The organism is Mesorhizobium sp. LSJC269B00 (assembly GCF_000502815.1).
Lineage (GTDB): Bacteria > Pseudomonadota > Alphaproteobacteria > Rhizobiales > Rhizobiaceae > Mesorhizobium.
Genome location: NZ_AYVN01000003.1, coordinates 330,148 through 356,973, shown reverse-complemented (window position 1 = coordinate 356,973; position 26,826 = coordinate 330,148). Strand labels below are relative to the sequence as shown.

Below are 26,826 nucleotides of genomic sequence, written 5' to 3'. Positions count from 1 at the left end.
GATAGCACTCCCCTCAGAGGGGAGTGGGAAGGATCGCTACGGAGGGTGTTGGGCTTGAGTCCAAAGCCCGCCTCAAACTGGAATTCCATTCCCCCTCTCGCCGGTTGATTGGCACGATCTACCTTCTTTCCGACTGCAAACGGCCGGAAAAGAAGCTACGCTGCCGCTCTGCCCCCGAGGCGGTCGCTTGTTCAAGGGAGCACATCGACATGAGCGAGCACGGAAAAGCTGCGCCAGGCAGTTCGGACGGCACGTTATCGCGCCTGCGTCCGCCATACGCCTCGGTGCTCGACCTCATCGGCCAGACGCCGGTGGTCGAATTGACCAAATTCGACACCGGCAAGTGCCGGCTGTTCATCAAGCTCGAAAGCCAGAATCCCGGTGGCTCGATCAAGGACCGCATTGCGCTGTCGATGATTGCCGCGGCCGAGAAGGAAGGCAAGCTGAAGCGCGGCGGCACCATCGTCGAGGCGACCGCCGGGAATACCGGTCTCGGCCTCGCCCAGGTCGGCATCCCCAAGGGCTACCGCATCATCCTCGTCGTGCCCGACAAGATGTCGCGCGAAAAGATCCAGCATCTGCGCGCGCTCGGCGCCGAAGTGCGCATGACCCGCTCCGATGTCGGCAAGGGCCATGCCGAATATTACCAGGACATGGCCGAGAAGATCGCATCGGAAACGCCCGGCGCCTTCTACGCCAACCAGTTCGCCAACCCGGCCAACCCTGAGGCGCATGAGACCACCACCGGACCGGAAATCCTTGCCCAGCTCGACGGCGACCTCGACGCCGTGGTCGTCGGCGTCGGCTCCGGCGGCACGCTGACCGGGCTTGGCCGCTATTTCGCCAGAACATCGCCGAAAACCGAAATGGTGCTGGCCGATCCCGTCGGATCGGTGCTGGCGCCGCTGATCAAGACCGGCAAGATGGAAGAGGCCGGCAGTTGGACCGTCGAAGGCATCGGCGAGGATTTTGTGCCGCCCAATGCCGATCTGTCGCTGGTCAGGAAAGCCTATTCCATCCCAGACAAGCAGAGCATGCTGGCGGTGCGGGACCTGCTTTCGAAGGAAGGCATTCTCGCCGGCTCGTCTTCCGGCACGCTGCTGTCGGCCGCGCTTCGCTATTGCCGCGAGCAGACGACAGCAAAACGCGTCGTCACCTTCGTCTGCGACAGCGGCAACAAATATCTGTCCAAGGTGTTCGACGATTTCTGGCTGGCCGAGCAGGGGCTGGCCGAACAGGAACAGCATGGCGATCTGCGCGACCTCGTCATGCGCTCGCACCGCACCGGCGACACCGTTTATGTCGGCCCCGACGAAAGCCTGCTCAACGCCTATGGCCGCATGCGCCGCTCCGATGTCTCGCAGCTGCCGGTGCTGGACAACGGCAAGCTGGTCGGCATTATCGATGAGGGCGATATATTGGCCAAGGTCGACGGCCCCTATGACGGCCGCTGGGACCGTTTCAACGCCCCGGTGCGCACCGCCATGACCTCCAATCTGCACACGCTGCAGGCCAGCCAGACGCTGGATGCGCTGCTGCCGGTGTTCGACCGCAACGAGGTCGCCATCATCTTCGATGGCGACGAGTTCGTCGGCCTGATAACCCGTATCGACCTGATCAACCATTTGAGGCGCGCACGATGACTGCTGAAACATCCCCATCGGGCAAGAACCGCCTGGCTTTTTCCACGCGCACCATCCATGGCGGCCAGAGCCATGACCCGCTGACCGGCGCGGTGATGGTGCCGATCTACGCGACCTCGACCTATGGCCAGCAGTCGCCCGGCGTGCACAAGGGGTTTGAGTACGCCCGCAGCCAAAACCCGACCCGCTTTGCCTTCGAGCGCGCGGTGGCCGATCTCGAGAGCGGCTCGGCGGCCTTTGCCTTTGCTTCCGGCCTGGCGGCGATCTCGACCGTGCTCGAGCTGCTCGACAGCGGCGCCCATATCGTTGCAACCGACGACATCTATGGCGGCTCGTTCCGGCTGATGGAGCGGGTGCGCAAGCGCTCGGCCAATCTGCAGGTGAGTTTTGTGGACTTCACCGATCTGGCGGCGGTGGAAGCAGCGATTCGCCCGGAGACAAAACTGCTCTGGGTCGAAACTCCGACCAATCCGCTGCTGCGTATCGTCGACCTCGAAGGCGTTGCGGCACTCGCCAGGCGCAAAGGGGTTTTGACGGTCGCCGACAACACGTTCTGCAGCCCCTACATCCAGCGGCCGCTGGAACTCGGCATCGACATTGTCGTCCATTCGACGACAAAATATCTCAACGGCCATTCCGACATGGTCGGCGGCGTCGCCATCGTCGGCGACAACAAGAATCTCGCCGCCCAGCTGAAATTCCTGCAGAACGCCACCGGCGCCATCTCCGGTCCCTTCGACAGTTTTCTCGCGCTGCGCGGCATCAAGACACTGGCGCTCAGGATGGAGCGGCATTCCACGAACGGCCTGAAGATTGCGCAGTGGCTGGAGGCGCGAAAAGATGTGCGCCGCGTCGTCTATCCCGGCCTGGCCAGCCATCCGCAGCACGCCATCGCCGTCCAACAGATGCATGCCTTCGGCGGCATGATCTCGGTCGACCTCGACCGCGACCTCGCCGGCACCAAACGCTTCCTGGAACGGACGCAACTGTTCACGCTGGCTGAAAGCCTCGGCGGCGTCGAAAGCCTGATCGAACACCCGGCGCTGATGACGCACGGCTCGATCCCGGCGGAAAAGCGCGCGGAAATCGGCATTTCGGATTCGCTGGTGCGGTTGTCGGCGGGGATAGAGGATGGCGATGATCTGATCGCCGACCTGGACCAGGCGCTGCGGGGGTAGGCGTACCGGATGCGTACCGATGACAATGAGGGGCGGCGCTGACCGTCGAGATTAAATCCCAATCCGCCGCGCGTTAACACATTCAGCAGCTTTTGCTTAACTCTTCGCCGCTATGTCCCGCCCCGGGGAGGCATGGCGAGAGGTGAGTGTGATGGACAACAACCCGGAAAAGCGCAGCGAATGGCGCGCCATTTTTTATGTGCAGGCCCGCGTGGCCATCCTGTTTGTCCCGGTCGTCGCCAGCCTTCTGATCATTGCCGCTCTTGCCGGCAACGACCACAGTTCCGACGCCCTCGACCGCACGGTTACGGGCTCGGTGAAATAGCGGCACGGCCGTCGGCTTGCCTGCCCGGGAACGGCCGCCTCAGAAAAACTTCGGGATCGGGCCGTTCTGCGGCGTCACGTCGCCTTCCAGGTCGATGAACGCCTCGTCGACAAAGCACCAGGCCCAGCCTTCCGGCGGGTCGTAGCCTTCGATGATCGGGTGCTTGGTGGCGTGGAAATGCTTGGTGGCGTGGCGGTTGGGCGAGTCGTCGCAGCAGCCGACATGGCCGCAGGTGCGGCAGAGCCTGAGATGCACCCACATCGAGCCGCTCTTCAGGCATTCCTCGCAGCCGAGCGCGCTCGGCGTCACCGTCTTGATGTCGCGCGTGTGTTTGCATTCATCCATTATGCTCTCCTGGCCAGTTCGGGCGCTGCTGCGTCGGGTCGCGCGAGATAGGCGTGCAAGGCAGCCACCACCTGGGCGCCTTCGCCGACGGCGGCGGCGACCCGCTTGACCGAGCCGGAGCGCACGTCGCCGATGGCGAACACGCCGCTGCGGCTGGTCTCCATCTGGCCCGCCCCTATGTCGGCGCCGGTGCGCACGAAGCCCCTGGCGTCGAGCGCGATATCGCACCCAGCCAGCCAATCGGTGTTGGGGTCGGCGCCGATGAACAGGAAGAGATGCTGGATCGGCCGCGTCTCGACGCCGCCGGGGTTGCGCCAACGCAACTGGGTGAGATTGCCGCCTTCGCCTTCCAGCGCCTCGATCTCGGTCTCGCCAAGCACCTCGATGTTGGGTTGCGCCTCGATACGCTCGACCAGATAGCGCGACATGGTTTCCCTGAGGCCGCCGCGGCGCGCCAGCATCGTCACCTTGCGCACCTGGCTGGCGAGATAGACGGCCGCCTGCCCCGCCGAATTGCCGGCGCCGACCAGCGCCACTTCTTGCCCTGTGCATAGCCGCGCTTCGATCGGCGAGGACCAGTAATGCACCGACGTGCCCTCGAACTCGGCCAGCTTGGCGATGTCGAGGCGGCGGTAGCGGGCGCCGCTGGCGATTACCACCGTGCGTGCGCGCAGGCTTTCACCGTCGCCGACGGTAAGCGTGTAGCCCTCGCCTGCTGCACCGAGCAGCTTGGCCTCGTCCGGGATGACTATTTCGACGCCGAATTTCTGCGCCTGGTTGTAGGCGCGCGCCATCAGCGCCATGCCGGAAATGCCGGTGGGGAAACCCAGATAGTTCTCGATGCGCGCGGAGGCGCCGGCCTGGCCGCCGAAGGCGCGGCAATCGAGCACGATGGTCGACAGCCCTTCGGATGCCGCATAGACCGCGGCCGCCAGCCCCGCCGGCCCGGCGCCGACAATGGCGACGTCATAGACCATGTCGGGATCGATCGGCCGCAGCAGGCCGATGCAGCGGGCAAGTTCGGTTTCGCCGGGATTGTGCATCAGCTTGCCGTTGGGGCAGAGCACGATCGGCAGATGGTGCGGGTCGACATGAAAATGCTCAATCAGCGTCTTGGCGCACGGGTCGCTGTCGGAATCGAGCGCGCGGTGCGGCTGGCCGCTGCGGCGCAGAAATCCCTGCAGCCGCAGCGTGTCGCCATTGCCGGTCGGACCTACGACGATCGGTCCGCTGCTGCCGCTTTCCAGGAGCCCGACGCGGCGCAGGATCAGCGCCCGCATGATCCGCTCGCCAAGGCTTGCCTCCTGCACCATCAGGTCGCGCAGCCGCTGCGAGGGGATGACGAAGGCCTCGACCGGCTCGGCCGCCTCCGCATTGACCAGCGACGGCCGGCTGGAAAGCTGCGCCAGCTCGCCGATGAAATTGCCCGGACCATGAGTGACGATGGTCTCGCGCCGGCCGGGCCTGACATCCTGGGTGATATCGACCGTGCCCGACAGGATGACGATCAGCCCCGGCGCCACGGTGCCGGCGGTGACGATGTGCTCGCCGGCGGCATAGGAACTCGCCTCGCCGAACCGGCGCATGCGCTCGATATCGGCGTCGCCCAGGATGGGAAACATCTGGTCGCGGCGGGTGACGGTGATCGGCTGGGTGGGTGGGGCCATAGGTGCGAACGTAGCGCCGAGACGGCCGGGTTTGAAGTGGTTTGTTGGAGGACTGGCCGGAAGGGGAGGTGGCTCCCGCGCCAGCTGGTTCGGATGCTTCGCATGGCCCCGCGCTGCAAGGCAAACAGCGCGCTGACCAGTGCGACCTTTATAAGGGCGAGCCCGAGCAGTACCGTCGGCAGTCCTCGATCACCGGTGTGTTGCAGGAGCAGCGCGCCGACGAACGGCGCCGCGGCTATCGCGTTACGCCAAGCGCCTGGGGTGCGGTGGTATCCTCGGGCTCCCCGAAGGCAGATCCCGGCGAAAGCCCATTCGTCACATCTTTGTAGAGCGCTATCGGATGCGGGCGCCCCACCAGATATCCTTGGATTTCGGGACATCCTTCCTTCATCAGGAAGGCACGCTCGTCCTCTGTTTCGACACCCTCCGCGATGACAGGCAAGGCCAGCGCATTCCCCAGGCTGAGTATCGTGCGAACGATGGCGGCCGATTGGGCATTCGAACCGACACCCGAAACAAAACTGCGATCGATCTTGATCTTGTCGAATGGAAACGCCTGCAACGAGGACAACGAGGCATACCCCGTGCCAAAATCATCCATCGAGACCCTGACGCCCAACGCCTTCAACCTCCGCAAAACCGACAAGGCAGTTGCCCGGTCGCGGATGAGAACCCCTTCCGTGATTTCCAGTTCCAGCCGCCCCGGAGCAAGGCCGGTCTCGTAGAGAATAGAATGAACGAGGCCTACCAGGTCGCCGAAACGGAATTGCACGGGAGAGAGGTTGACGGCGATCTGCAGCGGTGAGGGCCAGGAGGCCGCGTCTCTGCACGCCTGCCTGAGCGTCCATTCACCTATCTCAACGATCGTGCCATCCTGTTCGGCAAGCGAGACAAACGCGTTTGGGGAGATGAGCCCATGCTTTGGATGGTGCCATCGGGCGAGTGCCTCGAAGCCGAAAATTTCGCCGTCCATCCTGGCTTGCGGCTGATAATGAAGCACAAGTTCGCCATGGGCGACCGCAGAGCGCAAATCTCGCTGCAAGGCGTAGCGCTCTCTTAGCCGCTTATCCATCTCAGGATCGAAGAATTGCACCATTCGACGACCGTCCGCCTTGGCCCGGTAGAGCGCTGCGTCGGCATTTGCCATCAGCGCCGCTGCATTCTCTCCGTCTTTCGGATAGATCGCCGCCCCGATGCTCACCCCGATCGAAATGTGCTGGCCCCGGATTTCGAATTTGCCTGCCGCCGATTCGAACAGACGGTCCGCAACGTCCTTGGCACTCGCGGACCGGTCATCCATGGCCAGGACAACCGTGAATTCGTCGCCGCCCATGCGCGCGATAAAGGCCTCAGGCGCCGCGGTTTGGAGACGCCGGGAAATGGTGCAAAGCAGATCGTCGCCGGCGGCGTGCCCGAAAACGTCGTTCGCCTCTTTAAAATGGTCAAGGTCGATGCTGAAGACGGCAAAGCTGGCGTGCGTTGCTTTTGCGCGCTCGAGCGTCGTGGCCAGGTGTGCTGCAAGCGCGGCCCGGTTCGCCAGGCCGGTAAGCGGATCGTGGTGCGCGAGATGCGCGATTTCCTCGTGCCGTGCCATCAGTTCGGTGCGCGCTACGTTCATGTTCTCGCGCGCGTCGTCCAGGCCGTGGGCGGCTTCCCTCACCTTGTCCTGGAGCAGGTTGAAGCTTTCGGCCATCTCTCCAAGTTCGTCACGAGAGTTTACCGTAACCGGCATGATATTCACGGAGGCATGCGCCGCCGCGAGGTCTCCCCGCCCCAGGGCGACCATGGCGAGAGAGAAGTCTTTCAGCGTTCCGGATGTCAGACGCTTTGCCGCGTTGCTCACCTCTGTCGCCGAATGGGTGATCATTCCCGGCAAGATCAGGCCAACGCTGATGGTCAGCAGCGCGACAACGACAAAAATGTCCTCCAGCGCGGCGACCAATGAAGTGTCGCCTTGGGGAACGCTGCCGATCGCCAGGAAATAGCCGGCACCGTCAAGCACGAGCACAAAAAGCATGGCTCCGGTAAGCTTCAGGTGAAGCGTATGTGGCAGCAAGGGTAGACCGAGTGCGTATCGATCCTCCATCGTGCGCCAGGCGTATAGCGCAGCACCCGAATATGCCAAAGCCAGACCGAACAGGACGGTAGGAAGGCCAAATTGCTGAAATCCCAGTATGGCGGTCAACAGCCATATTGCAGCCGCGCCTACGCCAAGGATGATCGTTCCCCTGGGAGCCCGGAAGGGTCGCTCGGCTTCGGGACTGTCACGGCGCAAGAGCCAGACTGCGATGTTTGGCATGCAGATGCTGATCAGGTACGTAAAATTGGCCGCGGCGATCATCCAGAGCGGATACCCGCACAGCATGAAGCCGATTGCCGCGGCAGCTGTGAGCAGCGTTGCCGCCCAGGGACAATCTGTTGAGGTGCGCCTGGCCAGGAAGCTCGGCAGCAGGCCGTCTTCGCTCAGCTGCGCAAGGGTCCGCGCGGCGCCTGCCAATGGCTGCAACGTTCCATGGAACATGTTCAGCATGATGAGCCAGATGGCGGCCGCCTTGCCGAAACTCCCCAACAAGGGCGCAAAGGTGGGCCCGAGAGCTATGGCGAGGTCGGTGCCGAGCGGCTCCGGCCCGAGCACACCCAGCCAGACAACCGGCAGGACCAGGAAATAGACGCCGGCCATTGCGGCGCTGGCCCACATCGCCAGAGGAATGTTGCGGTTGGGATCGATGGTTTCGCCAACATGGCAGGCTGCAGCCTCAAATGCCGGTGCGGCAAACCCGATCAGGTACAGTCCCGCCATCACCGACGTGATGTCGCCGAACAGGCCGGTAAACGGGCTGGTCAGGGCAAAATCCGTCGCCTGCCGCCAGTCGACCGAGCCACTGATGACCGGGACGAGGGATGAGAGAAACGCAAGCGTCGCGGAGGCAGTGGCGATCGGGATCGCCAGTTGGACCACCCACTTGATTCCACACAGGTTGACCGCCGTAAAGAATGCGATAAGCCCGCAGGCGACCGCCTCCACGGGGAGGCCCGGCAGGTACCATTGCTGGATTGCAGACGCTGAAAGAACCGCTGTCAGTCCGCAGGTCGGCACCCAACCCCACCAATAGCAGGTGCCCGTCAGAGCCGAGAGAACGGGACTGTAAGGTCGGAAGGCTTCGGCGCACGCTGCAGAGATACCGCCGACGCGGTTTGGCCACATGAGAACCAATTCGGTCCACGCAGGCGCGGCGGCCCAGCTTAGAAGCAGACCAACAACCAGCAAAGGAACCGCAGCGCTTCCTTGACCGGGAATATTCCCCTGGCCGACAAAAAGGGCGGCAATCAGAAACAGGCTTTGATTGCTGCCACCCATGGCGAGCGCTGTCGTGCCCATCCATCCCAAGGTTCTCGGGTGCGGTCGTGAAGGCGTGAGGCCCGGCATTCAGAGACATCCATTCGAGTGCGGAGCGCTGTCTGACTGGCGAATGTAACCTGCGGAGATATGTCTGTCGAACGTCGCGCTCCCGAAGTCAAAGTTGGACCTTAGGTGACACGTATTAAGACTTCGTACCAAACCAGATCCGCCCGATGATCGCTGTCAACTTGCGGTAGCTGCGGTTCAATCATGCTGATGCCGGCCCGAATGGATCGATCTCCTCAAATCTGGGATATCATATCAATTTTATCTAATCGCCCACTATGAGGGATAGTCGCGGATACAGCCTAATATCGATTATTATCGACAAATCTCGTGATTGCGGGGCGCCATCATTCGAAACGGCGGCTGAAGTCGACTGTAGATCGCTAAGCACATTGACCGCTTTTGACTTCGTACCTCGCCATCATGGGGGCAAGCACCGAGACTTCACGCCGTGCCTCAAGTTGGAGCTAACTTGTGCGAGCATGCAGCATAGCCCCGCGTTGCAGGGCAAACAGCGCGCCGACCACGCTGGGCGCGGCGGTCGGCCTTGGCGCGCTGGTGGGTCCTTCCCAGGCCGGCGCCCGTACGGTCGATATGGCGATCGCTCGCTACCATCATCCGATCTGCACCAAACTGGCCTCGGTGACATTTCTGACCACAGGCGTGGCGACGCTCTGGACCGGCCTGCCCGGTTCTGCCGACCGCGGTGATTTTCTATGGCGCCCGCATCGGCTAGCATGGCCGAGTATCGTCACATGCGGCGACATGGTGTTCTGGACGATGCTTGAGCGCGACGCGACCTCGCCAGCGGGCACGCCTTCGACGCCGGCCCGTAGCAGGAATGTGTTCAGCACCAGAACACTTGGGATCAGCGTTGCGGGCGCCTGCACACGTGAGTACTCCGCCTCACAAGCCTTCCGGCTGGTCCTCGAGGACGAACGACGCTGCAATCAGGTCATCGCCGCTGATGCGGCCACTGCCGCCAACCATGATGGATGCGACTTTCTGAAAGGTCTTCATGTCGGCCTCTGTTATGCGCGCATCGCGCATTCTCGCCCTGAGAGAACCCAGGCGGGTATCAAGGGCTGGCGATGTCTCGACGCCATCGATCATCTTCGATCATCCTGGAGCGCAATGTGAAATCCGCTGCCCGCCGCCATGGCCGGCGGCGGGCGGCAGCTATTCGATCAGTCGTAGACCTTCACAATTTTCCGGGTGCCGGGGTCGACCAGGACGGTGCGGTTGTCGACCACGACATAGCGGTATTTGACGTTGGGAACTTCGTGCAGCTCGACCGTATCAGGCAAGGCACTGCCGACGTTCAGCTCCACGCCCGGGATCTTCACCGAAGCCAGCGGCTGCTTTTTCACGTATTCGCGGACGACCGTATCCTGCTCCGGTGTGATGACGACATCCTGAGCTGCGGCGCTGCCGACGCCAGCCAAAAGCAACAAGCCTGCAGCGGCACTTGCAAAGTGGATTTTCATGGTTTTCTCCTCGCGTAATCCGGCGACGGCACCACGCCTGTTCGCCGAGGGACCGAACTTGAGATCAGCCAGATTGTTCCTGTGACTTCAGTCCGCGGCGAACCAGACCAAAGTCGGATATCAGCTAAGACCCAAGTCCCGAGGCGGAACGTTCAAGCGGGGCAGGCGTTTCCCAAATGCAACTAAATAAAACAGGAGAGGAACACATGGCCGACGGCCCAACTGTTGTTAATTCTGGGGGTGGCGGCGGCACTGCGATTGCTGTTGTTCTTGCACTTATTGCGGTCGTAGTGTTGCTTATTTTTACCGGCGTGATCAATATCCGCGGCGACGGCGGCAAGGATATCAACGTCAAGGTTGAAGCGCCAAAGGTGGAAGCTCCGGCTGCACCTGCAAAGCCTGCGGCACCTGCCCCAGCCCCTGCGAGTGGCGGCTGATCTGCTCGTATCCACGCCTTCAAACTGACCTATGAAAAGGAAATTCCCATGACCAGGTATTTCGTCAGCGCCGCCGGCGCCCTCGTCCTTATGGCGGGCATCGGCACCTCGTTTGCCGAGGATGTTATTGTTCTCAAGCCCGAACAACAGACGGTCGTTCGCGAATATATCCATAAGCAGAAGCTGGCCTCAGTCAGTTTGCTCGGCGTCGAACTCAACGTCGGCACGGCACTTCCCGACACTGTCGAGCTCCACGCAATCGACGTTCCGGATGTCCGCTACAAGTATACGGTTGTCGGAGATCATGCGGTTCTCGTCGATCCCGACACGCGCAAGGTCGTGCAGATCATCGAGTAACGCGCGAGCCCGCCGCTCCGATCAGGAGCGGCGGGCTTTGGCTGCGCTGTGAAGGCTCTACGGGCAGCCGTTTTCTGAACGGGAGGATGTCTGATGTTTAGCGACAAGGAAACTTGGGTCCTGGAAGCTGCCTTACTCGCAGCAATTCCAATTTGCGTAGCCGTCACCGCACTCGTGGCATTTTTGACCGCGGCCTGGATATGAACCGCTTCCTCTTTGTGATGGGCGACTTTCTATCCCGGCCACCGGGCTTCTATGTCCTTCTTGTAGCCATGCTGCTCTGTACTGCGTTGGTGCCATTCGGCCTGACGAATGTGGTCACCTACGCATTGTCGGTAGCGGCCATCGTGATCACCGGCGTTGTGCTGATCCAGGGTTACCGCGACACGGCCGCCATTCACGCCAAGCTTGATGAGATTATCGTTTCGCTGAATGAGACCAGAAACGATGTCGTCGGCTTGGAGCATGCCGAGCCGGAGGAGATTCGGGAGAAGCTCCAGACACTCGAAGAAGAAGCAATGAAAGCGGTTCGCCCGCCGCATTGACCCTCCGCTGGACAATCTGTCATCCATCAGCAAAAAAGCCCGGGAACCGGGCTTTTTTGCTTCGCGTCTAAATCATTTCGGACTTATCCGAAACGGGAATTTGGTGCCCAGAAGAGGACTCGAACCTCCACTCCTTGCGGAACACGGACCTGAACCGTGCGCGTCTACCAATTCCGCCATCTGGGCTGGTGCGGGCTCATGTAAGCGGGCAAACGATATGTGTCAACGCGCTTTTTCGAGGGCCGCTGCCTGCCGGCTTAGTTTCCCGGGGGTCAGCGCCGCCCCTCACCTGCCTGCCGGCATCCTCTCCCCGTACAGTGACGGGGAGAGGGGCGCTCTCATCGATGATTTTCGCCGGTCACCTGCGTCACAAGAAGAGCGCCGAGGCTGCGGCCAGCCCTTTCTCCCCGTCACTATACGGGGAGAAATGCCCGGCAGGGCAATGAGGGGCAGCGCCGACTTGGCGAATGCGTTGGCCGAAAACCTCACCCCTCCAGCACGTCCTTCGACGCCACGGTGGAATCGGCGTTGAGCTTGTAGATCACCGGCACGCCGGTGCCGAGCTCAAGCTTGACGATCTCCTCGCCGCTCTTGCCGTCCAGCGCCATGATCAGTGCGCGCAGCGAATTGCCATGCGCGGCGACCAGCACGGTGCCGCCTTTCAGAACATGCGACTGCATGTCGTGCAGGTAATAGGGCCAGACGCGGGCGCCGGTGTCCTTCAGGCTTTCGCCGCCGGGCGGCGGCACGTCGTAGGAGCGGCGCCAGATATGCACCTGCTCCTCGCCCCACTTCTGGCGCGCGTCGTCCTTGTTGAGGCCGGAGAGGTCGCCATAGTCGCGCTCGTTCAGCGCCTGATCGCGGATCGTCTTCAAATCGCTCTGGCCGACGGCGTCTAGAATGTGCTGGCAGGTCTTCTGCGCCCGGATCAGCGCCGAGGTGAAGGCGATGTCGAACTTCAAGCCGCGCGCCTTGAGCTTCTGGCCGGCTTCCTTGGCCTCCTTGTGGCCCTGCTCAGTCAGGTCGACATCGCGCCAGCCGGTGAACAGGTTCTTCAGGTTCCATTCGCTCTGGCCGTGGCGCACGAGCACGAGAGTTCCCGACATGTTTGCTCCTTCAAAATTATGGATGGTTTAGCTCAAGCCGAGCACGTCCCGCATGGAATAAAGTCCGGGCTTCTTGCCGCGCGCCCAGAGCGCGGCCTTGACCGCGCCGCGGGCAAAGATGGCGCGGTCCTCGGCATGGTGCGATAGCGTGATGCGCTCGCCGGTTCCGGCCAGGATGACGCTGTGGTCGCCGACCACCGAGCCGCCGCGCAAGCTGGCAAAGCCGATCGTTCCTGGCTTGCGCACGCCGGTATGGCCGTCGCGTGACCGCACATCGTTGCCGGCAAGGGAAATGCCGCGTCCCGCCGCCGCCGCTTCGCCGAGCAGCAAGGCGGTGCCCGACGGCGCGTCGACCTTGTGCTTGTGATGCATTTCGAGGATCTCGATGTCGAAATCCTCTGGACCGAGCGCGCGCGCGGCCTGCTCGACCAGCACCGCCAGAAGATTGACGCCGAGGCTCATATTGCCGGATTTGACGATCGTCGCGTGGCGCGCCGCGGCCTCGATCCTGGCGTCGTCTTCCGCCGAGCAGCCGGTGGTGCCGATGACATGGGCAATGCGTGCCTGCGCGGCATAGCCTGCGAATTCGACGGTGGCTGCCGGCATGGTGAAATCGAGCACGCCGTCGGCCTTGGCGAACACCGGCAGCGGATCGTCGCCGATCGTCACATTGATGATGCCGATGCCGGCAAGCTCGCCCGCATCCCTGCCGAGATAGGGCGATCCGGTTCGTTCGACCGCGCCGACGACGCGGGCGCCGGGGATCGAATGGATGGCGCGGATCAGCGTCTGGCCCATGCGGCCGGCCGCCCCCACCACCACCAGGCCCATTTCGCCGGATTCGCTCATGCTGTTCTCCCCACCGCCTTCTTGGCGCGGCTGCGCAGGACCGGAGTTTGGACGGGCTTCGAGTCGTCGACAAGCCCCAGTCCGTTCTTGCCTTGAATGCGGTGGAAGCGGGCGTAGACACTGTTTGGATCGGCCATCAGTGCGGCATGGGTGCCTTCCTCGACCAGGCGCCCCTCTTCAAGCACGATAATGTGGTCGGCGTTGACGACCGTCGACAGGCGATGCGCTATCACGATGGTGGTACGCCCTTCCATCACATGGGTCAGCGCCTCCTGGACGCGCGCCTCGGCCTCGTTGTCGAGCGCCGAGGTCGCTTCGTCGAGCAAAAGGATCGGCGCGTTGCGCACGATCGCCCGCGCAATCGAGACGCGCTGGCGCTGGCCGCCGGAAAGTGTCGAGCCGCCCTCGCCGACGGGCGTGTCGTAGCCCTGCGGCTGCTGACGGATGAACTCGTCGGCCGCCGCCAGCACCGCCGCCCGCTCGATCTCGGCGTCGGTCGCCGAAAGTCGGCCAAAACGGATGTTGTCGCGTATGCTGCCTTCGAACAGATAGGGCGCCTGCGAGACATAGGCGATCGAGCCGCGCAGCGAGTGCTTGGTGACTTTGGAAATGTCCTGGCCATCGATCTCGATCGAACCCTTGTCGACATCGTAGAAGCGCTGCAGCAGCGCCACGAGCGTCGTCTTGCCGGCACCCGAGGCCCCGACCACCGCCGTAACCTTGCCGGCCGCGGCGGTGAAACTCAGGTTCCTGATCACCGGCATGTCGGCGCTGTAGCCGAACGTCACATTGTCGAAGCGAACCTCGCCGGTGGTGATCCTGGCTTCGACCGCGTCGGGCGCATCGCCCTGTTTAGGCTCCAGGTCGAGCAGCTCGTAAATCATCCGGGCGTTGACCAGGGCACGTTCCATACCGACCTGCGTACGAGCCAGGCGCCGTGCCGGATCGTAGGCCATGATCAGCGCGGTGATGAAGGAAAACACAGCGCCTGGTGGTTGTCCGAGCACCAGCGCCCGGTAGCCGGAATAGGCAAGGACGGAGGTAATGGCGAGACCGCCCAAAATCTCGGAAATCGGCGACAGCCGCTCCGCGACCCGGGCGATCTTGTTGTTACGCTGCTCGGCCGTATCGGCCATGATGCCGATCCGGCGCGCCAGCTCGGCTTCCAGGGTGAAGGCCTTGACGATGGCGATGCCTTGCGTGGCCTCCTGTACGGACCCGTTCAGCCGCGAGTTGATCAGCACCGATTCACGGTTGATGCGCCGCAATCGGCGGGTGATGTAGACGACGGCCCAGATCAGCGGCGGCCCGATCAGCAGCGAGCTGAGCGACAACACCGGATCCTGGTAGATCATGACGCCAACGAGGGCGATCAGCGAGACCGCGTCGCGGCTGATGGAGGTCAGCGTCAGCGACAGCAGATCGCGAACGCCGCCGACATTCTCGTTGACCTGTGCCGCCAGCCGACCGGAACGCGTATCGTTGAAGAAGTCGACGCCGAGCTTCATCAGATGGTCGAAGCTGCGCTTCTGGTAGCGGGCGACCAGATTGTTGCCGATCTTGGCCAACGCGACCGCCTGGCCGTAACCGGCGAAGCCGCGCAGCACGGAGGCGGCCATGAACCCGGCGCAGATCCAGACGATCATGTCGCCGCGTCGTTCGTAGAAGATCTCGTTGATCATCGGGGCCATGATCCACGCCGTGAAGGCGGTGGTGGCGGAAACAATCAGCAGGCAGCCGATGGCAACGACATAGGTCCAGCGATATTCACTACCGTTTTCGGCCAGGATGCGGCGCAGCACCGCAGTGACCTCAGCTGGCTGGACTTTCAGTTTGAGTGGACTTTGAGCGGTCAAATCGCGGGCGCTTCGTGGTTTGCTAGAGCATGATGCCGAAAAGTGTGAAGCGGTTTTCGGACGACATCATGCTCTATCTCTTTGATTTAGAGCCGGATGATTTCAGGTCGATTCGATCTGAAATCAACCGGCATCTAGGGATGCCAGGCTGGAATTCGGCCCCCTCTTAGCGCCCCGGCTACGGCTTGCCTATGGCGAAACTTCGTCGCGGCTCGAGGTCAGGGTCACGAAAGCGGCAGCCATTTCCAGGAACAGACCCATGTTCGGGACGAAATGGATTACGTGCGCCAGCGCCGCCCCGCGGTCTGGACGCCGAACAGCGACGGGTTGCGGGCATAGGCGGCAAGGCCCAGAAGCGCTGCCAGCGGGTGGATGATGACATAGACCGGCATCGAGGCCATCAGCGCGCTGTGCGGCGCTTTGTCCTCGAAGGCGGCACGGAAACTGCCTTCCTTCAGTGCCGGAACGATCTTTTGCGCGATGCCGCCGGTCAAAAACACGCCGCCGCGGCTCATGAACACCAGCGCGAGGTCGCCGGCGGTGCGGCCGAGGCAGGTGACGAACAGCGCCAGCGCTTCCTCGGCAACCGGGTCGGTCTTGGCCAGCGCCGCCCCGGTGATTTCGGCCGGCGTGGTGAACGGCGCCGGCTTGCCGTCGGCCTTGGCGACCGCCCGGTAGACATTGACCAGACCGCGCCCGCACAGGATCTGCTCGCCCGAAATGCGGCCGTCCAGCTTTTCGATATGCGGGAACACCTCGAAATCGCGCGGCGTCCGCGGACCGATATCCATATGGCCGCCTTCGCCAGGCACCGGGATCCAGTGGTGGAGGGCATGAACCAACCCGGCGACGCCGAGGCCGGTGCCGGGGCCGAGCACGACGCGTCCGGCATTCTCCTCCGGCGTGCCGCCGCCGATCTTTTCCATATGCTCTTCGCCGAGCGCCACGACGGCCAGCGCCTGCGCCTCGAAATCGTTGAGCACGACGATGTCGCCCAGGCCCAGATTGGCAAACATCTGCTTCGGCTTCACCACCCAGGGACAGTTGGTAAGCGGGATCTCGTCGCCATCGACTGGTCCGGCGATCGCCAGCACTGCCGAATTCGGCCGGATGGACGATCGGTCGAGCACCGCCGCCTGGATCGCCTCGTCTATGGTGGCGAAATTGGCGGTTTGCACGATATGCGGCTCACCGGCTTCCGAATTTGCGTCGAGCACGATCGAAAAGCGCGCATTGGTGCCGCCGATGTCGCCGATCAGCACTGGAAACCGCAACGCGGTGTCGTCGTCGCCTGACATGCTCTTGCTCGTCCCCTTTGCGGCGCCGTTGCGACCGTTTCAATCGCCCGGTTTTTCAATCGCCCGGTGTTCAATCGCCCGGTGTTCAATCGATTGACTAGCGCATGGCCCCGGAAAGGGAAAGCGTCAGTTCGCCATCACTGTCCGACGTTTGCCGGCGGCCGTCGCCTTGGCAGGGGAATGCCGATCTCCGGCGTGGCGGTGAAGGCGTTGGCTGCGTTTGGCAAGCCGCCCGCATTGCCCGCAATAGGCGGAGGCGCGTCGGGTTCCGGCGCCCTGGCGGCGATCGGCACGCCGCCGCCGCGATAGGTGACGGCTTCCGCCGAGTCCGCGTCGGGCTGGTCGAGCACGAACTGGCATTGTTTCGGCAGGTTCGCCATCGTCATCAGGTCGCGCGCCTTGGGCGCGTCCGGGTTCTTGTTGGGGCGCCACGGCTCCTCGGTAAACCACCAGGCCAGCGGCTTGCCGCAGCCGTCATCGTCGGGCGTCGCTTCCTGTCCCTTGCAGTTGGGCGAACCCGGCTGGCAGCCGATGCGGATGTGGAAATGATAGTCATGGCCCCAGAACGGCCGGATTTTTCTCAGCCAGGTACGGTCGCCGGTGACGGTGTCGCACAGCTTCTTCTTGATGCCTGGATTGACCAGGATGCGCTCGACTTCCGGATAGCTCGCGGCGCGCTTCAACAGCTTGGTATGTATCGGCTTCCACAGCCTGTCCTTCACCAGATGCGTCTTGTCGTCGACCATCAGCGTGGCGCTGATGTTTTCGCGCTCCTGGGTCGTAAGCTTGCGGTCGGGCATCGGCGTCAGCCAGATGTCGGCGTCGAGGCCGATCTGGTGCGAGGCGTGCCCGGTCAGCATCGGGCCGCCGCGCGGCTGCGAAATGTCGCCGATCAGAAGCCCCGGCCAGCCGTCGGCGGCGGCATCGCGCGACAGCTTCTCGATCAGCGCAATCATCGTTGGATGACCCCAGCGCCGGTTGCGCGAGGGACGCATCACCTCCCAGTTCTGGCCGTCCATCGGAATGGCGACGCCGCCGGTGAAGCAGCCCTTTGAATAGAAGCCGAAGGATTGCGCCGCAGCCACCGCCGGCAGCTTCTTGGCGCCGAACAGGTCTTTTGCCCGTGGCTCGGCCGTGATTGCGCCCGCCACCAGCCCGGCCAGCGCCACGATCGCCAGCGCCGCCGTCAGGAACGGCCGTCTGCCGGTCAAGGATCGCATCGAAATCGTCATGAACCCCACTGCAAAAGTCCGCAACACAATCGAATCATATCACCCTCGGGCTCGCGTTTCGATTATCTACCTTCATCGGGCTGCGCGGCTCGCCGTCGCGCCAGCTGCCGTCGGCCCACATCCGATCGAACGCCTGGCGGTAGTCCGGATAGCGGAACCGGTAGCCCGCTGCCTTGATCGCGGCGTTGGCGACGCGCTTGTTCTCGCCATAGAAGGACCGCGCCATGGGCGAAAGTTGGGCGGTCTCGAAAGGAATCTCCGGCGGCGGCTCGACGCCCATCAGCGAAGCGGCATAGGTGACGACATCCTGCGGCGGCGCCGGCTCGTCATCGGTGATGTTGAAAATGCCGCCTCTATTGCCACCGATGAGGTGCCAGAGCGCGCCGGCGATGTCGTCGCAATGGATGCGGTTGAACACCTGGTCGGGCTTGACCAGCCGCCTGGCCGTGCCGTTTTCCAGATTGACCAGCGCGTTGCGACCCGGCCCGTAAATGCCGGAAAGCCGCAGGATGGCCACCGGCTTGCCGGTCTCGAGTCCAAGCTGCAGCCAGCCCCGCTCGGCCGCCACTCGCATCGACGAGCGTTTCGACACCGGCCGGCATTCGGCCGTTTCATCGACCCAGGCACCGTCATAATTGCCATAGACGCCGACGGTCGAGAGATAGCCGATCCAGCGAAGCGCCGGCATCGCCTCGATCGCCTTGCGCGCGGCGAGAAGCACAGGGTCGCCGGCCTCCTCCGGTGCCACCGAGACGACGAGATGGGTGGTCTTTTCCAGCGCATCGCCGATTTCAGGGGTCAGGGCGCCGTCGAACAGCAGCGGCGCGATGCCGACCTGCCGCAGCGCGTCGAATTTTTCCGATGAGCGCGTGGTGCCGAAGATCGTAATCGCCTCCGCATTGGCCCGTGCAAAGGCTTTGCCCGAATAGCCGGCGCCGAAGATAAAAACCTGTTTTTCGCTCATGCATGCGCCTCGATTGGCAATGCGGACAGCCATTCGTCCTGCACTGTAGTGTCGGTTTCGGTTTTCAAGTAGACCGCCGCCTGCCCGTTGAATTCGGCGGCCGTCACCAGCCGCGCCAGCGCCCAGATCGCCGCGCCGCGCACCAGCGGCGAGGCATCGCCAAGCAGATCGCGCACCGGGCCGGCCAGCGAAACATCGCCGGAATTGCCGGCGGCGGTCAGCACATTGCGGACAAAGCGGTCGCGGCCGATGCGCTTGATCGGCGAGCCGGAGAAAAAGGTCCGGAACGCCGTGTCGTCCAGCTGCAACAGTTCCGCCAGCGGCGGTTCGCGCAGTTCATCGCGCGCGGCGAGCTTGGCCTCCGAGGCGGCGCGGGCGAACTTGTTCCACGGGCAGGCGGCGAGACAATCGTCGCAGCCATAGATGCGGTTGCCGATCTTTTCGCGGAATTCTTGCGGGATCGGCCCCTTGTTCTCGATGGTCAGGTAGGAGATGCAGCGCCTGGCATCGAGCCGATAGGGCGCCGGAAAGGCATCGGTCGGGCAGGCGTCGAGACAGGCGCGGCAGGAACCGCAATGGTCTACCTCGGTCGAATCTGGCGTGAGCTCCGCCGTGGTGAAGATGGTGCCGAGAAACAGCCAGGAGCCGTGCTCGCGGCTGACCAGATTGGTGTGCTTGCCTTGCCAGCCGAGCCCGGCGGCCTCAGCCAGCGGCTTTTCCATCACGGGCGCCGTATCGACGAAAACCTTCACGTCGCCGCCGGCCCGCGCGACGATCTTGCCGGCGATCTCCTTCAGCCGGCCCTTCATCACCTCGTGATAGTCGCGGTTTTGCGCATAGACCGAGATCGCGCCGAGATCGCGCCTTGCCTGCAGCGCACGCGGATCGTGGTCGGGGCCGTAATTCATTGCCAGCACGATGATCGAGCGCACCTCGGGCCACAGCGTCGAAGGCTCGCTGCGGCGTTGAAGCGTCTCCGCAATCCACGCCATCGAACCGTGAAAACCATCGGCGACGAATTCTGCCAATCTGGCAGGCGCCAGCGGGATCGCGTCAGGCGTGGTGACGGCAACCGCATCGAAGCCGGCGCGCCGCGCCTCGGCGTCGATCAGCGCGCGCAGGGTTTGGCTTCTAGAAGTCGAGGTCCGCATAATGCGAAACCGGCGACAGGCCGCGAACCCGGTCGGAGAGCAGCGGCCGGAACGACGGCCGCGATTTCACCCGCGTGTACCATTCGCGCGCCGCGGCATGCTCGCGCCAATCGATCTCGCCGAGATAATCCAGCACCGACAGCGTCGCCGCTGCCGCCAGGTCGGCATAGGTGACCTTGCTGCCGGCCAGCCAATGACGGGTGCCGGCCAGCCAGTTGGTGTACTTCATGTGCTGGCGAATGTTGGCGCGCGCCGCGCGGATCGCCGCCGAATCGGGGGAACCGCCGCCCGCCGTTTCCGGCATCACCGGCTTCAGCACGCGCTCGCGCACCAGATGCCGGGTCACTTCGCTATCGGCCTTGTTGAGATACCAGTCGGTCAGGCGGCGGATTTCGGCGCGCTGCATCGGGTCTTCCGCAAACAGGCGCTTGTCGCGCTTCAGGACACCACGTGTTTCGTCGAGATATTCAGCGATCACCATGGCGCCGACGATCGGCACGTCGCCTTCGGCCAGCAGGATAGGCAAGGTGCCGGCGGGGTTCAGCGCCAAAAACTCCTTGCGCCGCGTCCACGGTTTTTCCTCGATCAGCGCCAGCTCCTCGCCATATTCGCCGAAGGCGAGGCGCACGAAGCGGCAGGTGGCGAACATCGGGTGATGGAAAAGCGTCAGCATGATTCCGCGATATTAAGGCGCACTGGCGAATCGCCGTCCGCACCGGTAAGTCTTGGCGGCCCGTCATGCGGCCGTCACGGTGCTGCGACCTATAGGGGGACTTCCGCGCCGTGACAAGCAAGCCCTTTTGCCAGCCGTTTCCTTCCGTCCCTTGAATGCCGAGGTTGCCATGGATAGCCACACCATCGTCGAAGCCCTGCTGCTCGGCCTGCTGGAGGGGCTGACCGAGTTCATCCCGGTCTCCTCGACCGGCCATATCCTGCTCGCCGGCCATTTCCTCGGCTTCCATTCCACCGGCAAGGCGTTCGAGATCCTGATCCAGCTCGGCGCCATCCTGGCGATCCTCAGCGTCTATTTCCGCCGTCTGTGGCAGATGCTGCTCGACCTGCCGCATGATCGGCTGACGCGGCATTTCGTCATCGGCATCCTGATTGCCTTCCTGCCGGCCGCCATCATCGGCGCGCTGGCGCATGATTTCATCAAGACGGTGCTGTTCGAATCGCCAAGGCTGATCTGCATCATGCTGATCATCGGCGGCGTCGTGCTCTTGGTCGTCGACCGCATGAAGCTGCAGCCGGTCTACCGTGACGTCGAGCGCTTCCCGACAAGGCTTTACCTGCAGATCGGCCTGTTCCAGTGCCTGTCGCTGATCCCCGGCACGTCGCGCTCCGGCTCGACCATCGTCGGCGCGCTGCTGCTGGGCGTCGACAAGCGCGCGGCGGCGGAATTCTCCTTCTTCCTCGCCATCCCGACCATGGTCGGCGCCTTCGCCTTCGATCTGTTCAAGAACCGCAACGTGCTGAGCAGCGCCGACCTGCCGATCATCGCTATCGGCTTCATCGCCGCCTTCCTTACCGCGCTGATCGTCGTCCGCTTCCTGCTCGATTACGTCTCGCGCAACGGCTATTCGCTGTTCGGCTGGTGGCGCCTGGTGGTGGGAGCGGTTGGGTTGGTGGCGCTTTTCATTTGGGGGTGAGCTTTACCCTCCCCCCTTGTGGGGGTCCGAAGGACGGGCGAGACAGGCGGCTCGCCCCGGTCAGTCGATCCGCAAAGCGGATCGGGGTGGGGGCGCCACGCCCCCGCCCCGTTTCGCCAACGACGCTTCGGGTCGCTTGCTCACCGACCCTCCCCACAAGGGGGAGGGTAAAGGCCGCTAACTCCTCCCAAAAAACGCGTTCTCGACATGCACCGGCCAGCGCCAGGGCAGCACCGCGATCATGTCGAAGCGCATCGACAATCTGCCGTAGTCCGGCTGCCGCGACAGCCAGATGTCGGCGGCGCCCTCGATGCGGCGCTCCGATTCGTGGCCGATCGCCTCCATCGCTTCCATCAGCGTGCGCCGCGCCTTGACCTCGACGAACAGCACCAGGTCGCCGCGCCTGGCGATCAGGTCGATCTCGCCGAAGCGGGTGCGATGCCGGCGGGCGAGGAGTGCGATAACCTTTCAGCATCAGCGCCGCTGCCGCCAGCCACTCGCCGCGATGGCCGCGCCGATAGGCTTTTTGGCGGCTGGCGGCCGGGCGCTCAGCCACCTTCGCCTTCTCCAACCGCATCCCTGAGTTCCAGCAGCCGCCGGTAAAGCGCCTGCTTCTGCCCGCCGGTCATCTTCGCCGCCTCCGCCGCCGCCTTGGACGCCGGCATTTCGGCGGCCAGCGACAGCAGCAGCCTGTCGATGTCGGCGGGTTGGTCGGCCTTGATCTCGGCGGGCCCGACGCAGATGACGATTTCGCCCTTCGGCGTATCGGCCGCCGCATAATAATCGGCCAGCGCCTGCAGCGTTCCCGTCCGCATCTCTTCGAAAGTCTTGGTCAGCTCGCGGCCGATGGCGGCCTTGCGCGCGCCGCCCAACGCCTCGACCATGGCGACCAGCGTTTCGGCCAGCCGGCGTGGCGACTCGAAGAAGATCAGCGTTGCCGGCACCGCCCTGAACGTTTCCAGCTTTGTCATCCGCTGCCCTGATTTCACCGGCAGAAACCCGGCAAACAGGAAGGCGTCGGACGGCAGGCCCGACGCCGTCAGCGCCGCCAGCGGCGCCGATGGGCCGGGGATCGGCACCACGCGCAGGCCGCGCTCCAGCGCTTCGCCGACCAGCCGGTAGCCTGGGTCGGAGATCAGCGGCGTGCCGGCATCCGAAATCAGCGCCACGCTCTGCCCGGCCTCGAGTGCCGCGATCAGCTTCGGCCCGGCCTCGCCGGCGTTGTGCTCGTGATAAGCGGTGGTGCGCCGCCGGATGCCGTAGCGATCGAGCAACACGCGCGAGACGCGAGTGTCCTCGCAGGCGACGATGTCGGCGGCGGCGAGCGTCTCCAGCGCGCGCAGCGTGATGTCGGAGAGGTTGCCGATCGGCGTCGCCACCAGATACAGCGCCGGCGCCAGCGACCGGACCGCGATCTCGGTCTGCCCGATCACATAGCTGCGCTTCTCGCCGGTCACCGGGGTCTCTCCATTTCGCCCTGTTTGGCACGGCGCGCGCCGGGTTGCAAAACTCCCGAACATCGAGCCAAACCTGACGCCGATGTAACCCGGCGGCCATGTCTTTGCCACAGTGGGGAACGAAAGCGTGGCTGGCGGATTGAATACCTGAGTCTCTTGAGGAGGAGGACAGGATGGACAGCCTGGAATTGCAGGACGTTTTCGAGCCCTATTATGCCGAGCGCAAGCGCTTCACTGCGCGAAAGGGCAAGCGTGCGCTCGCCGAAAGCGACACCGGCCTGGCCAGTCGGGCGGCCACCGCCTTGCCGACGAATGTCAGGCTTTCGGACAACAAACCGGACAGCACGACGGAGCACTGACCGTACGATGCCCAATCGTTTCGATATCTTCATCACCCGTCTTGAAACGAAGAGCGCCCGCGAAGGCGCGCCGCCGCATCCGATGAACGACCAGAACAGCGTCCGCCGGGACAAGAGCGACGCCAAGCCGGCCCGGACCGGAGAGGCGCATGCCGAGAAACACCGCGGCAAGCGCCGCTTCAAGCACGACGCTTAGTTTGTCGATCGGTGCAACATCGTCATCCTAGGGCGAAGCAAGGAGCGAAGTGACGCGGCGCAGACCCTATGATCCATTCCGTGACCTCTGCCGAAGGATGCAGCGGCGCAGAATTCTGAACCGCTGCAGCGCCTTAACCTCGCGGTCAAATCCCGGGTGAAGCCCGAGGATGGCGAACGCGGGCGTGGAACGCCCCAACCACATCAGTCAGCCCAGGTATCGCGTCACCCTCACCTCCAGCAATCGCACCAGCTCCGGGGCCATGGATTCATAGTCATCCGGGATATCGAGGCAGATCACCCGCGCCTTCTTCAGGCTTGCCTTGAATTTCTTCTGCAGCTTGCTGCGGTGCGCCTTTTCCATCACGAAGATGATGTCGGCCCAGACTACCAGCTCATGCGTCAGCGGGGTGTCGGCATCGTGGGTGGTGCCGCCCTAGGCGACCTCGATATCCCTGCGTTGGAAAACACCTGTTCGGCGCTCGGGCTGCGCAAGCGATTCTGGCTGCAGACGAAGAGGACGTTCTTCAACAGCTTCGATCTTTGATTTGGTTGTTTCCCCGGTTGGAAAACCAAATTGTGCCCCGCTGAAAGCGGTTACTCATCCCACATCTCACGTATCGTTTTAGTTAGAGGAATGTACTGGTCAGGCGTAAGCCCGCACAGATCGAATGCTATCGAATCATCCTTGGCAGTCGCCCTGAGGTTTATCCCTACGTACGACATGAAGGCGCGCACTACATCGAACTCGCTTAGGCCCGACAGCTTAACCTTTCTGGATTTCCGGTTTTTGATGAATATTGCCTCGGCTTCATAGAGATCTTCGTACTCGAGGGATTTCGATATCTCGGTTAGTCCAAACTCGAAGACATCATCTGTGTTCAATGTTCCCAGCGTTTCGTGGATCAGGAACTTCATGGCAGGCCCTATTGGATGCGGTGCAATGGCTAAGCAGAACTCCTAGCATCCTTGCTCAAGCCGATAAATCGTCCAACAGCCCGGCCATTTGCCCTGTGGGCTCACCGCGCCAAATCCGCCACCACGGCATCGAGCACGATCATGCCGGCTGGCGTGGCGCGTAGCCTGGCATTGCCGATCGGCGCCACCAGCCCCTCATCCTGCAGCACGGTCAGCCGGGCGCTCGACAGGCCGCGCCCGGAAAACGCCTCGTAGCGGGAAAGGTCGATGCCTTCGGCCAACCTCAGCCCCATCAGCAGGAACTCGTCGGCCTCTTCGGAGCGCGTCAGGATCTCGCCGCCGGTGACGCCATGGCTCCTGGCCTCCACCAGATTGGCCCAGGTCTCCGGCATCCGCTCGGCGATTGTCACGATGCGCTGGCCGTTTTCGATGAAGCGGCCATGCGCGCCCGGTCCGACGCCGACATATTCGCCATAGCGCCAATAGGTCAGATTGTGCCGGCTCTCGGCGCCCGGCCTGGCGTGGTTGGAAATCTCATAGGCCGGCAGGCCATGCGCCGCGGTGACCTCCTGAGTCAGGGCATAGAGATCGGCGGCCCGGTCATTGTCGGGAACGGTAAACTTGTGCGCCGCATGCAGCGCATGGAACGGCGTGCCTTCCTCGATGGTCAGCTGGTAGAGCGACAGATGGTCGGCGGCATGGCCGATCGCCTGTTCGAGCTCCACCTGCCAGTCGTCCAGCGTCTGGCCGGGGCGGGCGTAGATCAGGTCGAAGGAAAGTCTTGGGAATATGTCCCGTGCCAGGCCAATTGCATGCAGCGCCTCGTCGACATTGTGCAGCCGGCCGAGGAAGCGCAGATCCTTGTCGTTCAGCGCCTGCACGCCGAGCGACACGCGGTTGACGCCGGCGGCGCGGTAGCCGCGAAAGCGCTCGGCCTCTACCGAAGATGGATTGGCTTCCAGCGTCACCTCGATGCCGTCGGGCACCGTCCAGTTCTTCGCCACGGCGTCCAGCACCGCCGCCACCGTCTGCGGCTGCATCAGCGACGGTGTGCCGCCGCCGAGAAAGATGCTGGTCACTTCGCGCGGCCCGGTGCGCTCGCGCATGGTCTTCAGCTCGGTCTCGAAGGCGCGGGCAAAGCGCTCCTGGTCGACCGGCTGGTGACGGACATGGCTGTTGAAGTCGCAATATGGGCATTTGGCCGCGCAGAACGGCCAATGGATGTAGACGCCGAAACCCGGGCTGCGGTCCAGCGACATTAGGCTGAGCCTAACCTGGCGCGGGCGAATTTCTGGAAGGCGCGGGCGCGGTGCGACAGTGCCGTCGGCTGACCGGGCTTCCAGCCATGTTTTTCCTCAGCGCTCATCTCGCCGAACGTCTTGTCGAAACCGTCGGGCAAAAACACCGGGTCGTAGCCGAAGCCGAGTTCGCCGCGCGGCGGCCAGACCAGCGTTCCCTCAGCTTCGCCGCGATAATATTCAGCCTCGCCATTGGGGAAGGCCAGGCAGATGACGGCGACGAACCGCCCCTTGCGTTGCGCTGGCTTGGCGGCGCCGACCTCCTGCAAGGCCACTTCGGTGCGCTGCATGGCCATGCTGAAGTCGCGGCTGCCATCGGGAGCTTCGGCCCAATTGGCGGTGTAGACGCCGGGGGCGCCGTCGAGCGCGTCGACGCACAGGCCCGAATCGTCCGACAGCGCCGGCAGGCCGGTCGCCTTAGCCGCGGCGAAGGCCTTGATGTAGGCGTTTTCCTCGAAGGTGGTGCCGGTCTCCTCCGGTTCCGGCAGGCCGTAGTCCTTGGCCGACTTCGCCTCGAAGCCGAACGGACCCATCAAATCGGCGAATTCGCGCAGCTTGCCTTCATTGTGGCTGGCAACGACGATCTTCTTTCCATCGAGAGAATGCATCAAAGGCCCCAGATCCTTGGCTCGGCGAATTCGATCGAATTGCCCGAGGGGTCGCGTATGTAGATCGAGCGCCCGCCCTGCGGCCATTCGAATTCGCTTTCGATGGCGATGTTTTTCGCCTCAAGTTGCGCCTTCCACTGTGCGAGTTCATCCTCACTTGCGGCAAAGCAGAGATGGCCCTCGCCGACCGTGCCATGCGGCGGCACTTTCAGCCGCGCATCGGGCGCCGGCGGGATTTTGGTGGCTTCGGCGTTGAAGATGAGCAGCACGCCCGGGCCGCAGCGGAAGAAGAGATGGCGGCCGTCGACCTTGCCGAGCAGGCCGAGTCCAAGCACGTTGGAGTAGAAGGCTTCGGCGGCGGCGAGATCCGTGACGTAAAGCGCTGACTCAAGAATAGCGGAGGGCGTCACGAGGCGCCCCCCTCTACCCTGCCGGGCATCTCCCCCTCAAGGGGGGAGATCGGCAGTTCCGCTGGCGGCGTCTCAACGTTGATGGT

General features: G+C 63.4%; 26 protein-coding genes, 1 tRNA gene and 3 pseudogenes. 8 read left to right on the top strand and 22 right to left on the bottom strand.

Going from position 1 to position 26,826, the window contains the following annotated elements; genetic code table 11:
- Positions 1-209: 209 nt before the first annotated feature.
- From X771_RS155105 to X771_RS1000000166580, 3 genes are all read left to right on the top strand, one after another.
- Positions 210-1,643, top strand: coding sequence for a pyridoxal-phosphate dependent enzyme (locus tag X771_RS155105; RefSeq protein WP_023687574.1), 1,434 nt, complete (start codon positions 210-212; stop codon positions 1,641-1,643).
- Positions 1,640-2,821 (top strand): PLP-dependent aspartate aminotransferase family protein, encoded by a 1,182-nt coding sequence (locus tag X771_RS155110; RefSeq protein WP_023687573.1) that lies wholly within the window; start codon positions 1,640-1,642, stop codon positions 2,819-2,821. The genes X771_RS155105 and X771_RS155110 overlap by 4 nt, the downstream gene beginning before the upstream one ends.
- Positions 2,822-2,972: 151 nt before the next feature.
- Positions 2,973-3,146 (top strand): hypothetical protein, encoded by a 174-nt coding sequence (locus X771_RS1000000166580; protein WP_023681211.1) that lies wholly within the window; start codon positions 2,973-2,975, stop codon positions 3,144-3,146.
- 39 nt (positions 3,147-3,185) lie between these two features.
- Here the strand turns inward: X771_RS1000000166580 and X771_RS155115 are convergent, their stop codons facing one another.
- The 5 genes from X771_RS155115 to X771_RS155140 form a co-directional block, all read right to left on the bottom strand.
- Positions 3,186-3,491, bottom strand: a complete 306-nt coding sequence (locus X771_RS155115; RefSeq protein ID WP_023672079.1) for a UBP-type zinc finger domain-containing protein — start codon at positions 3,489-3,491, stop codon at positions 3,186-3,188.
- Positions 3,491-5,158, bottom strand: coding sequence for an FAD-dependent oxidoreductase (locus tag X771_RS155120; RefSeq protein WP_023687572.1), 1,668 nt, complete (start codon positions 5,156-5,158; stop codon positions 3,491-3,493). The genes X771_RS155115 and X771_RS155120 overlap by 1 nt, the downstream gene beginning before the upstream one ends.
- A gap of 235 nt (positions 5,159-5,393) precedes the next feature.
- Entirely contained in the window at positions 5,394-8,585 is a 3,192-nt protein-coding gene (locus X771_RS1000000168750; RefSeq protein WP_084566745.1) for an amino acid permease, read from the bottom strand.
- An 885-nt stretch (positions 8,586-9,470) separates the two neighbouring features.
- A complete protein-coding gene (locus X771_RS155135) occupies positions 9,471-9,677 on the bottom strand; it encodes a hypothetical protein (protein WP_023687569.1) in 207 nt (68 codons plus the stop codon).
- A gap of 74 nt (positions 9,678-9,751) precedes the next feature.
- On the bottom strand, positions 9,752-10,051 hold the full coding sequence (locus X771_RS155140) for a DUF1236 domain-containing protein (RefSeq protein WP_023687568.1): 300 nt from the start codon (positions 10,049-10,051) through the stop codon (positions 9,752-9,754).
- A gap of 176 nt (positions 10,052-10,227) precedes the next feature.
- On the opposite strand from X771_RS155140, the gene X771_RS1000000166570 reads away from it, so the two are divergent.
- The 3 genes from X771_RS1000000166570 (at position 10,228) to X771_RS155150 (ending at position 11,390) form a co-directional block, all read left to right on the top strand.
- Positions 10,228-10,488 carry a hypothetical protein gene (locus tag X771_RS1000000166570; RefSeq protein ID WP_245262541.1) on the top strand — a complete coding sequence of 87 codons (261 nt, stop codon included), beginning with the start codon at positions 10,228-10,230 and terminating at the stop codon, positions 10,486-10,488.
- A gap of 48 nt (positions 10,489-10,536) precedes the next feature.
- Complete coding sequence (locus X771_RS155145) at positions 10,537-10,845, top strand: DUF1236 domain-containing protein (RefSeq protein ID WP_023672071.1); 309 nt, start codon at positions 10,537-10,539, stop codon at positions 10,843-10,845.
- Positions 10,846-11,045: 200 nt separating this feature from the next.
- Positions 11,046-11,390, top strand: a complete 345-nt coding sequence (locus tag X771_RS155150; protein ID WP_023672069.1) for a low affinity iron permease family protein — start codon at positions 11,046-11,048, stop codon at positions 11,388-11,390.
- 101 nt (positions 11,391-11,491) lie between these two features.
- Here the strand turns inward: X771_RS155150 and X771_RS155155 are convergent.
- From X771_RS155155 to X771_RS155195, 9 genes are all read right to left on the bottom strand, one after another.
- Positions 11,492-11,576, bottom strand: a tRNA-Leu gene (locus tag X771_RS155155).
- A 299-nt stretch (positions 11,577-11,875) separates the two neighbouring features.
- On the bottom strand, positions 11,876-12,496 hold the full coding sequence (locus tag X771_RS155160) for a 2,3-bisphosphoglycerate-dependent phosphoglycerate mutase (protein ID WP_023672068.1): 621 nt from the start codon (positions 12,494-12,496) through the stop codon (positions 11,876-11,878).
- A 27-nt stretch (positions 12,497-12,523) separates the two neighbouring features.
- Complete coding sequence (dapB, locus tag X771_RS155165) at positions 12,524-13,345, bottom strand: 4-hydroxy-tetrahydrodipicolinate reductase (protein ID WP_023687567.1); 822 nt, start codon at positions 13,343-13,345, stop codon at positions 12,524-12,526.
- Positions 13,342-15,201, bottom strand: a complete 1,860-nt coding sequence (locus X771_RS155170; protein WP_023687566.1) for an ABC transporter ATP-binding protein — start codon at positions 15,199-15,201, stop codon at positions 13,342-13,344. The genes dapB and X771_RS155170 overlap by 4 nt, the downstream gene beginning before the upstream one ends.
- Positions 15,202-15,479: 278 nt before the next feature.
- Positions 15,480-16,499: a glucokinase gene (locus X771_RS155175; protein WP_023687565.1), complete on the bottom strand. Its 1,020-nt coding sequence runs from the start codon at positions 16,497-16,499 to the stop codon at positions 15,480-15,482.
- Between the two features lie 137 nt (positions 16,500-16,636).
- Positions 16,637-17,731, bottom strand: coding sequence for a penicillin-insensitive murein endopeptidase (mepA, locus tag X771_RS155180; RefSeq protein ID WP_023687564.1), 1,095 nt, complete (start codon positions 17,729-17,731; stop codon positions 16,637-16,639).
- A gap of 34 nt (positions 17,732-17,765) precedes the next feature.
- A complete protein-coding gene (locus tag X771_RS155185) occupies positions 17,766-18,695 on the bottom strand; it encodes an SDR family oxidoreductase (protein WP_023687563.1) in 930 nt (309 codons plus the stop codon).
- A complete protein-coding gene (queG, locus tag X771_RS155190) occupies positions 18,692-19,846 on the bottom strand; it encodes a tRNA epoxyqueuosine(34) reductase QueG (protein WP_023687562.1) in 1,155 nt (384 codons plus the stop codon). The genes X771_RS155185 and queG overlap by 4 nt, the downstream gene beginning before the upstream one ends.
- A complete protein-coding gene (locus X771_RS155195; RefSeq protein ID WP_023687561.1) occupies positions 19,827-20,519 on the bottom strand; it encodes a glutathione S-transferase family protein in 693 nt (230 codons plus the stop codon). The genes queG and X771_RS155195 overlap by 20 nt, the downstream gene beginning before the upstream one ends.
- Before the next feature lie 169 nt (positions 20,520-20,688).
- Between X771_RS155195 and X771_RS155200 the strand changes: the two genes are divergently transcribed.
- Positions 20,689-21,495, top strand: coding sequence for an undecaprenyl-diphosphate phosphatase (locus X771_RS155200; RefSeq protein WP_023687560.1), 807 nt, complete (start codon positions 20,689-20,691; stop codon positions 21,493-21,495).
- A gap of 177 nt (positions 21,496-21,672) precedes the next feature.
- On the opposite strand, the pseudogene X771_RS01000000164875 reads toward X771_RS155200, so the two are convergent.
- Positions 21,673-22,051, bottom strand: a pseudogene (locus tag X771_RS01000000164875) (YraN family protein).
- Positions 22,044-22,952, bottom strand: coding sequence for a 16S rRNA (cytidine(1402)-2'-O)-methyltransferase (gene rsmI, locus X771_RS155205; RefSeq protein WP_023687559.1), 909 nt, complete (start codon positions 22,950-22,952; stop codon positions 22,044-22,046). The pseudogene X771_RS01000000164875 and the gene rsmI overlap by 8 nt, the downstream one beginning before the upstream one ends.
- A gap of 173 nt (positions 22,953-23,125) precedes the next feature.
- Here rsmI and X771_RS155210 point away from each other — a divergent pair, with 173 nt between their 5' ends.
- A complete protein-coding gene (locus tag X771_RS155210) occupies positions 23,126-23,311 on the top strand; it encodes a hypothetical protein (RefSeq protein ID WP_023687558.1) in 186 nt (61 codons plus the stop codon).
- A gap of 79 nt (positions 23,312-23,390) precedes the next feature.
- Here the strand turns inward: X771_RS155210 and X771_RS1000000169135 are convergent.
- The 6 genes and pseudogenes from X771_RS1000000169135 to X771_RS155235 all read right to left on the bottom strand — a co-directional run.
- Positions 23,391-23,525, bottom strand: a pseudogene (locus X771_RS1000000169135) (transporter); the annotation flags it as partial.
- Positions 23,526-23,714: 189 nt separating this feature from the next.
- Positions 23,715-24,037 (bottom strand): annotated as a pseudogene (locus X771_RS01000000164870) (low molecular weight protein tyrosine phosphatase family protein).
- A 66-nt stretch (positions 24,038-24,103) separates the two neighbouring features.
- Positions 24,104-24,424, bottom strand: a complete 321-nt coding sequence (locus tag X771_RS155220; RefSeq protein WP_023687557.1) for a hypothetical protein — start codon at positions 24,422-24,424, stop codon at positions 24,104-24,106.
- A gap of 101 nt (positions 24,425-24,525) precedes the next feature.
- Positions 24,526-25,683, bottom strand: coding sequence for a radical SAM family heme chaperone HemW (gene hemW, locus X771_RS155225; protein WP_023687556.1), 1,158 nt, complete (start codon positions 25,681-25,683; stop codon positions 24,526-24,528).
- A complete protein-coding gene (rdgB, locus tag X771_RS155230; protein ID WP_023687555.1) occupies positions 25,683-26,330 on the bottom strand; it encodes an RdgB/HAM1 family non-canonical purine NTP pyrophosphatase in 648 nt (215 codons plus the stop codon). The genes hemW and rdgB overlap by 1 nt, the downstream gene beginning before the upstream one ends.
- Entirely contained in the window at positions 26,330-26,740 is a 411-nt protein-coding gene (locus X771_RS155235; protein WP_023687554.1) for a VOC family protein, read from the bottom strand. Before X771_RS155235 ends, rdgB begins: the two co-directional genes overlap by 1 nt.
- Between the last annotated feature and the right edge of the window lie 86 nt (positions 26,741-26,826).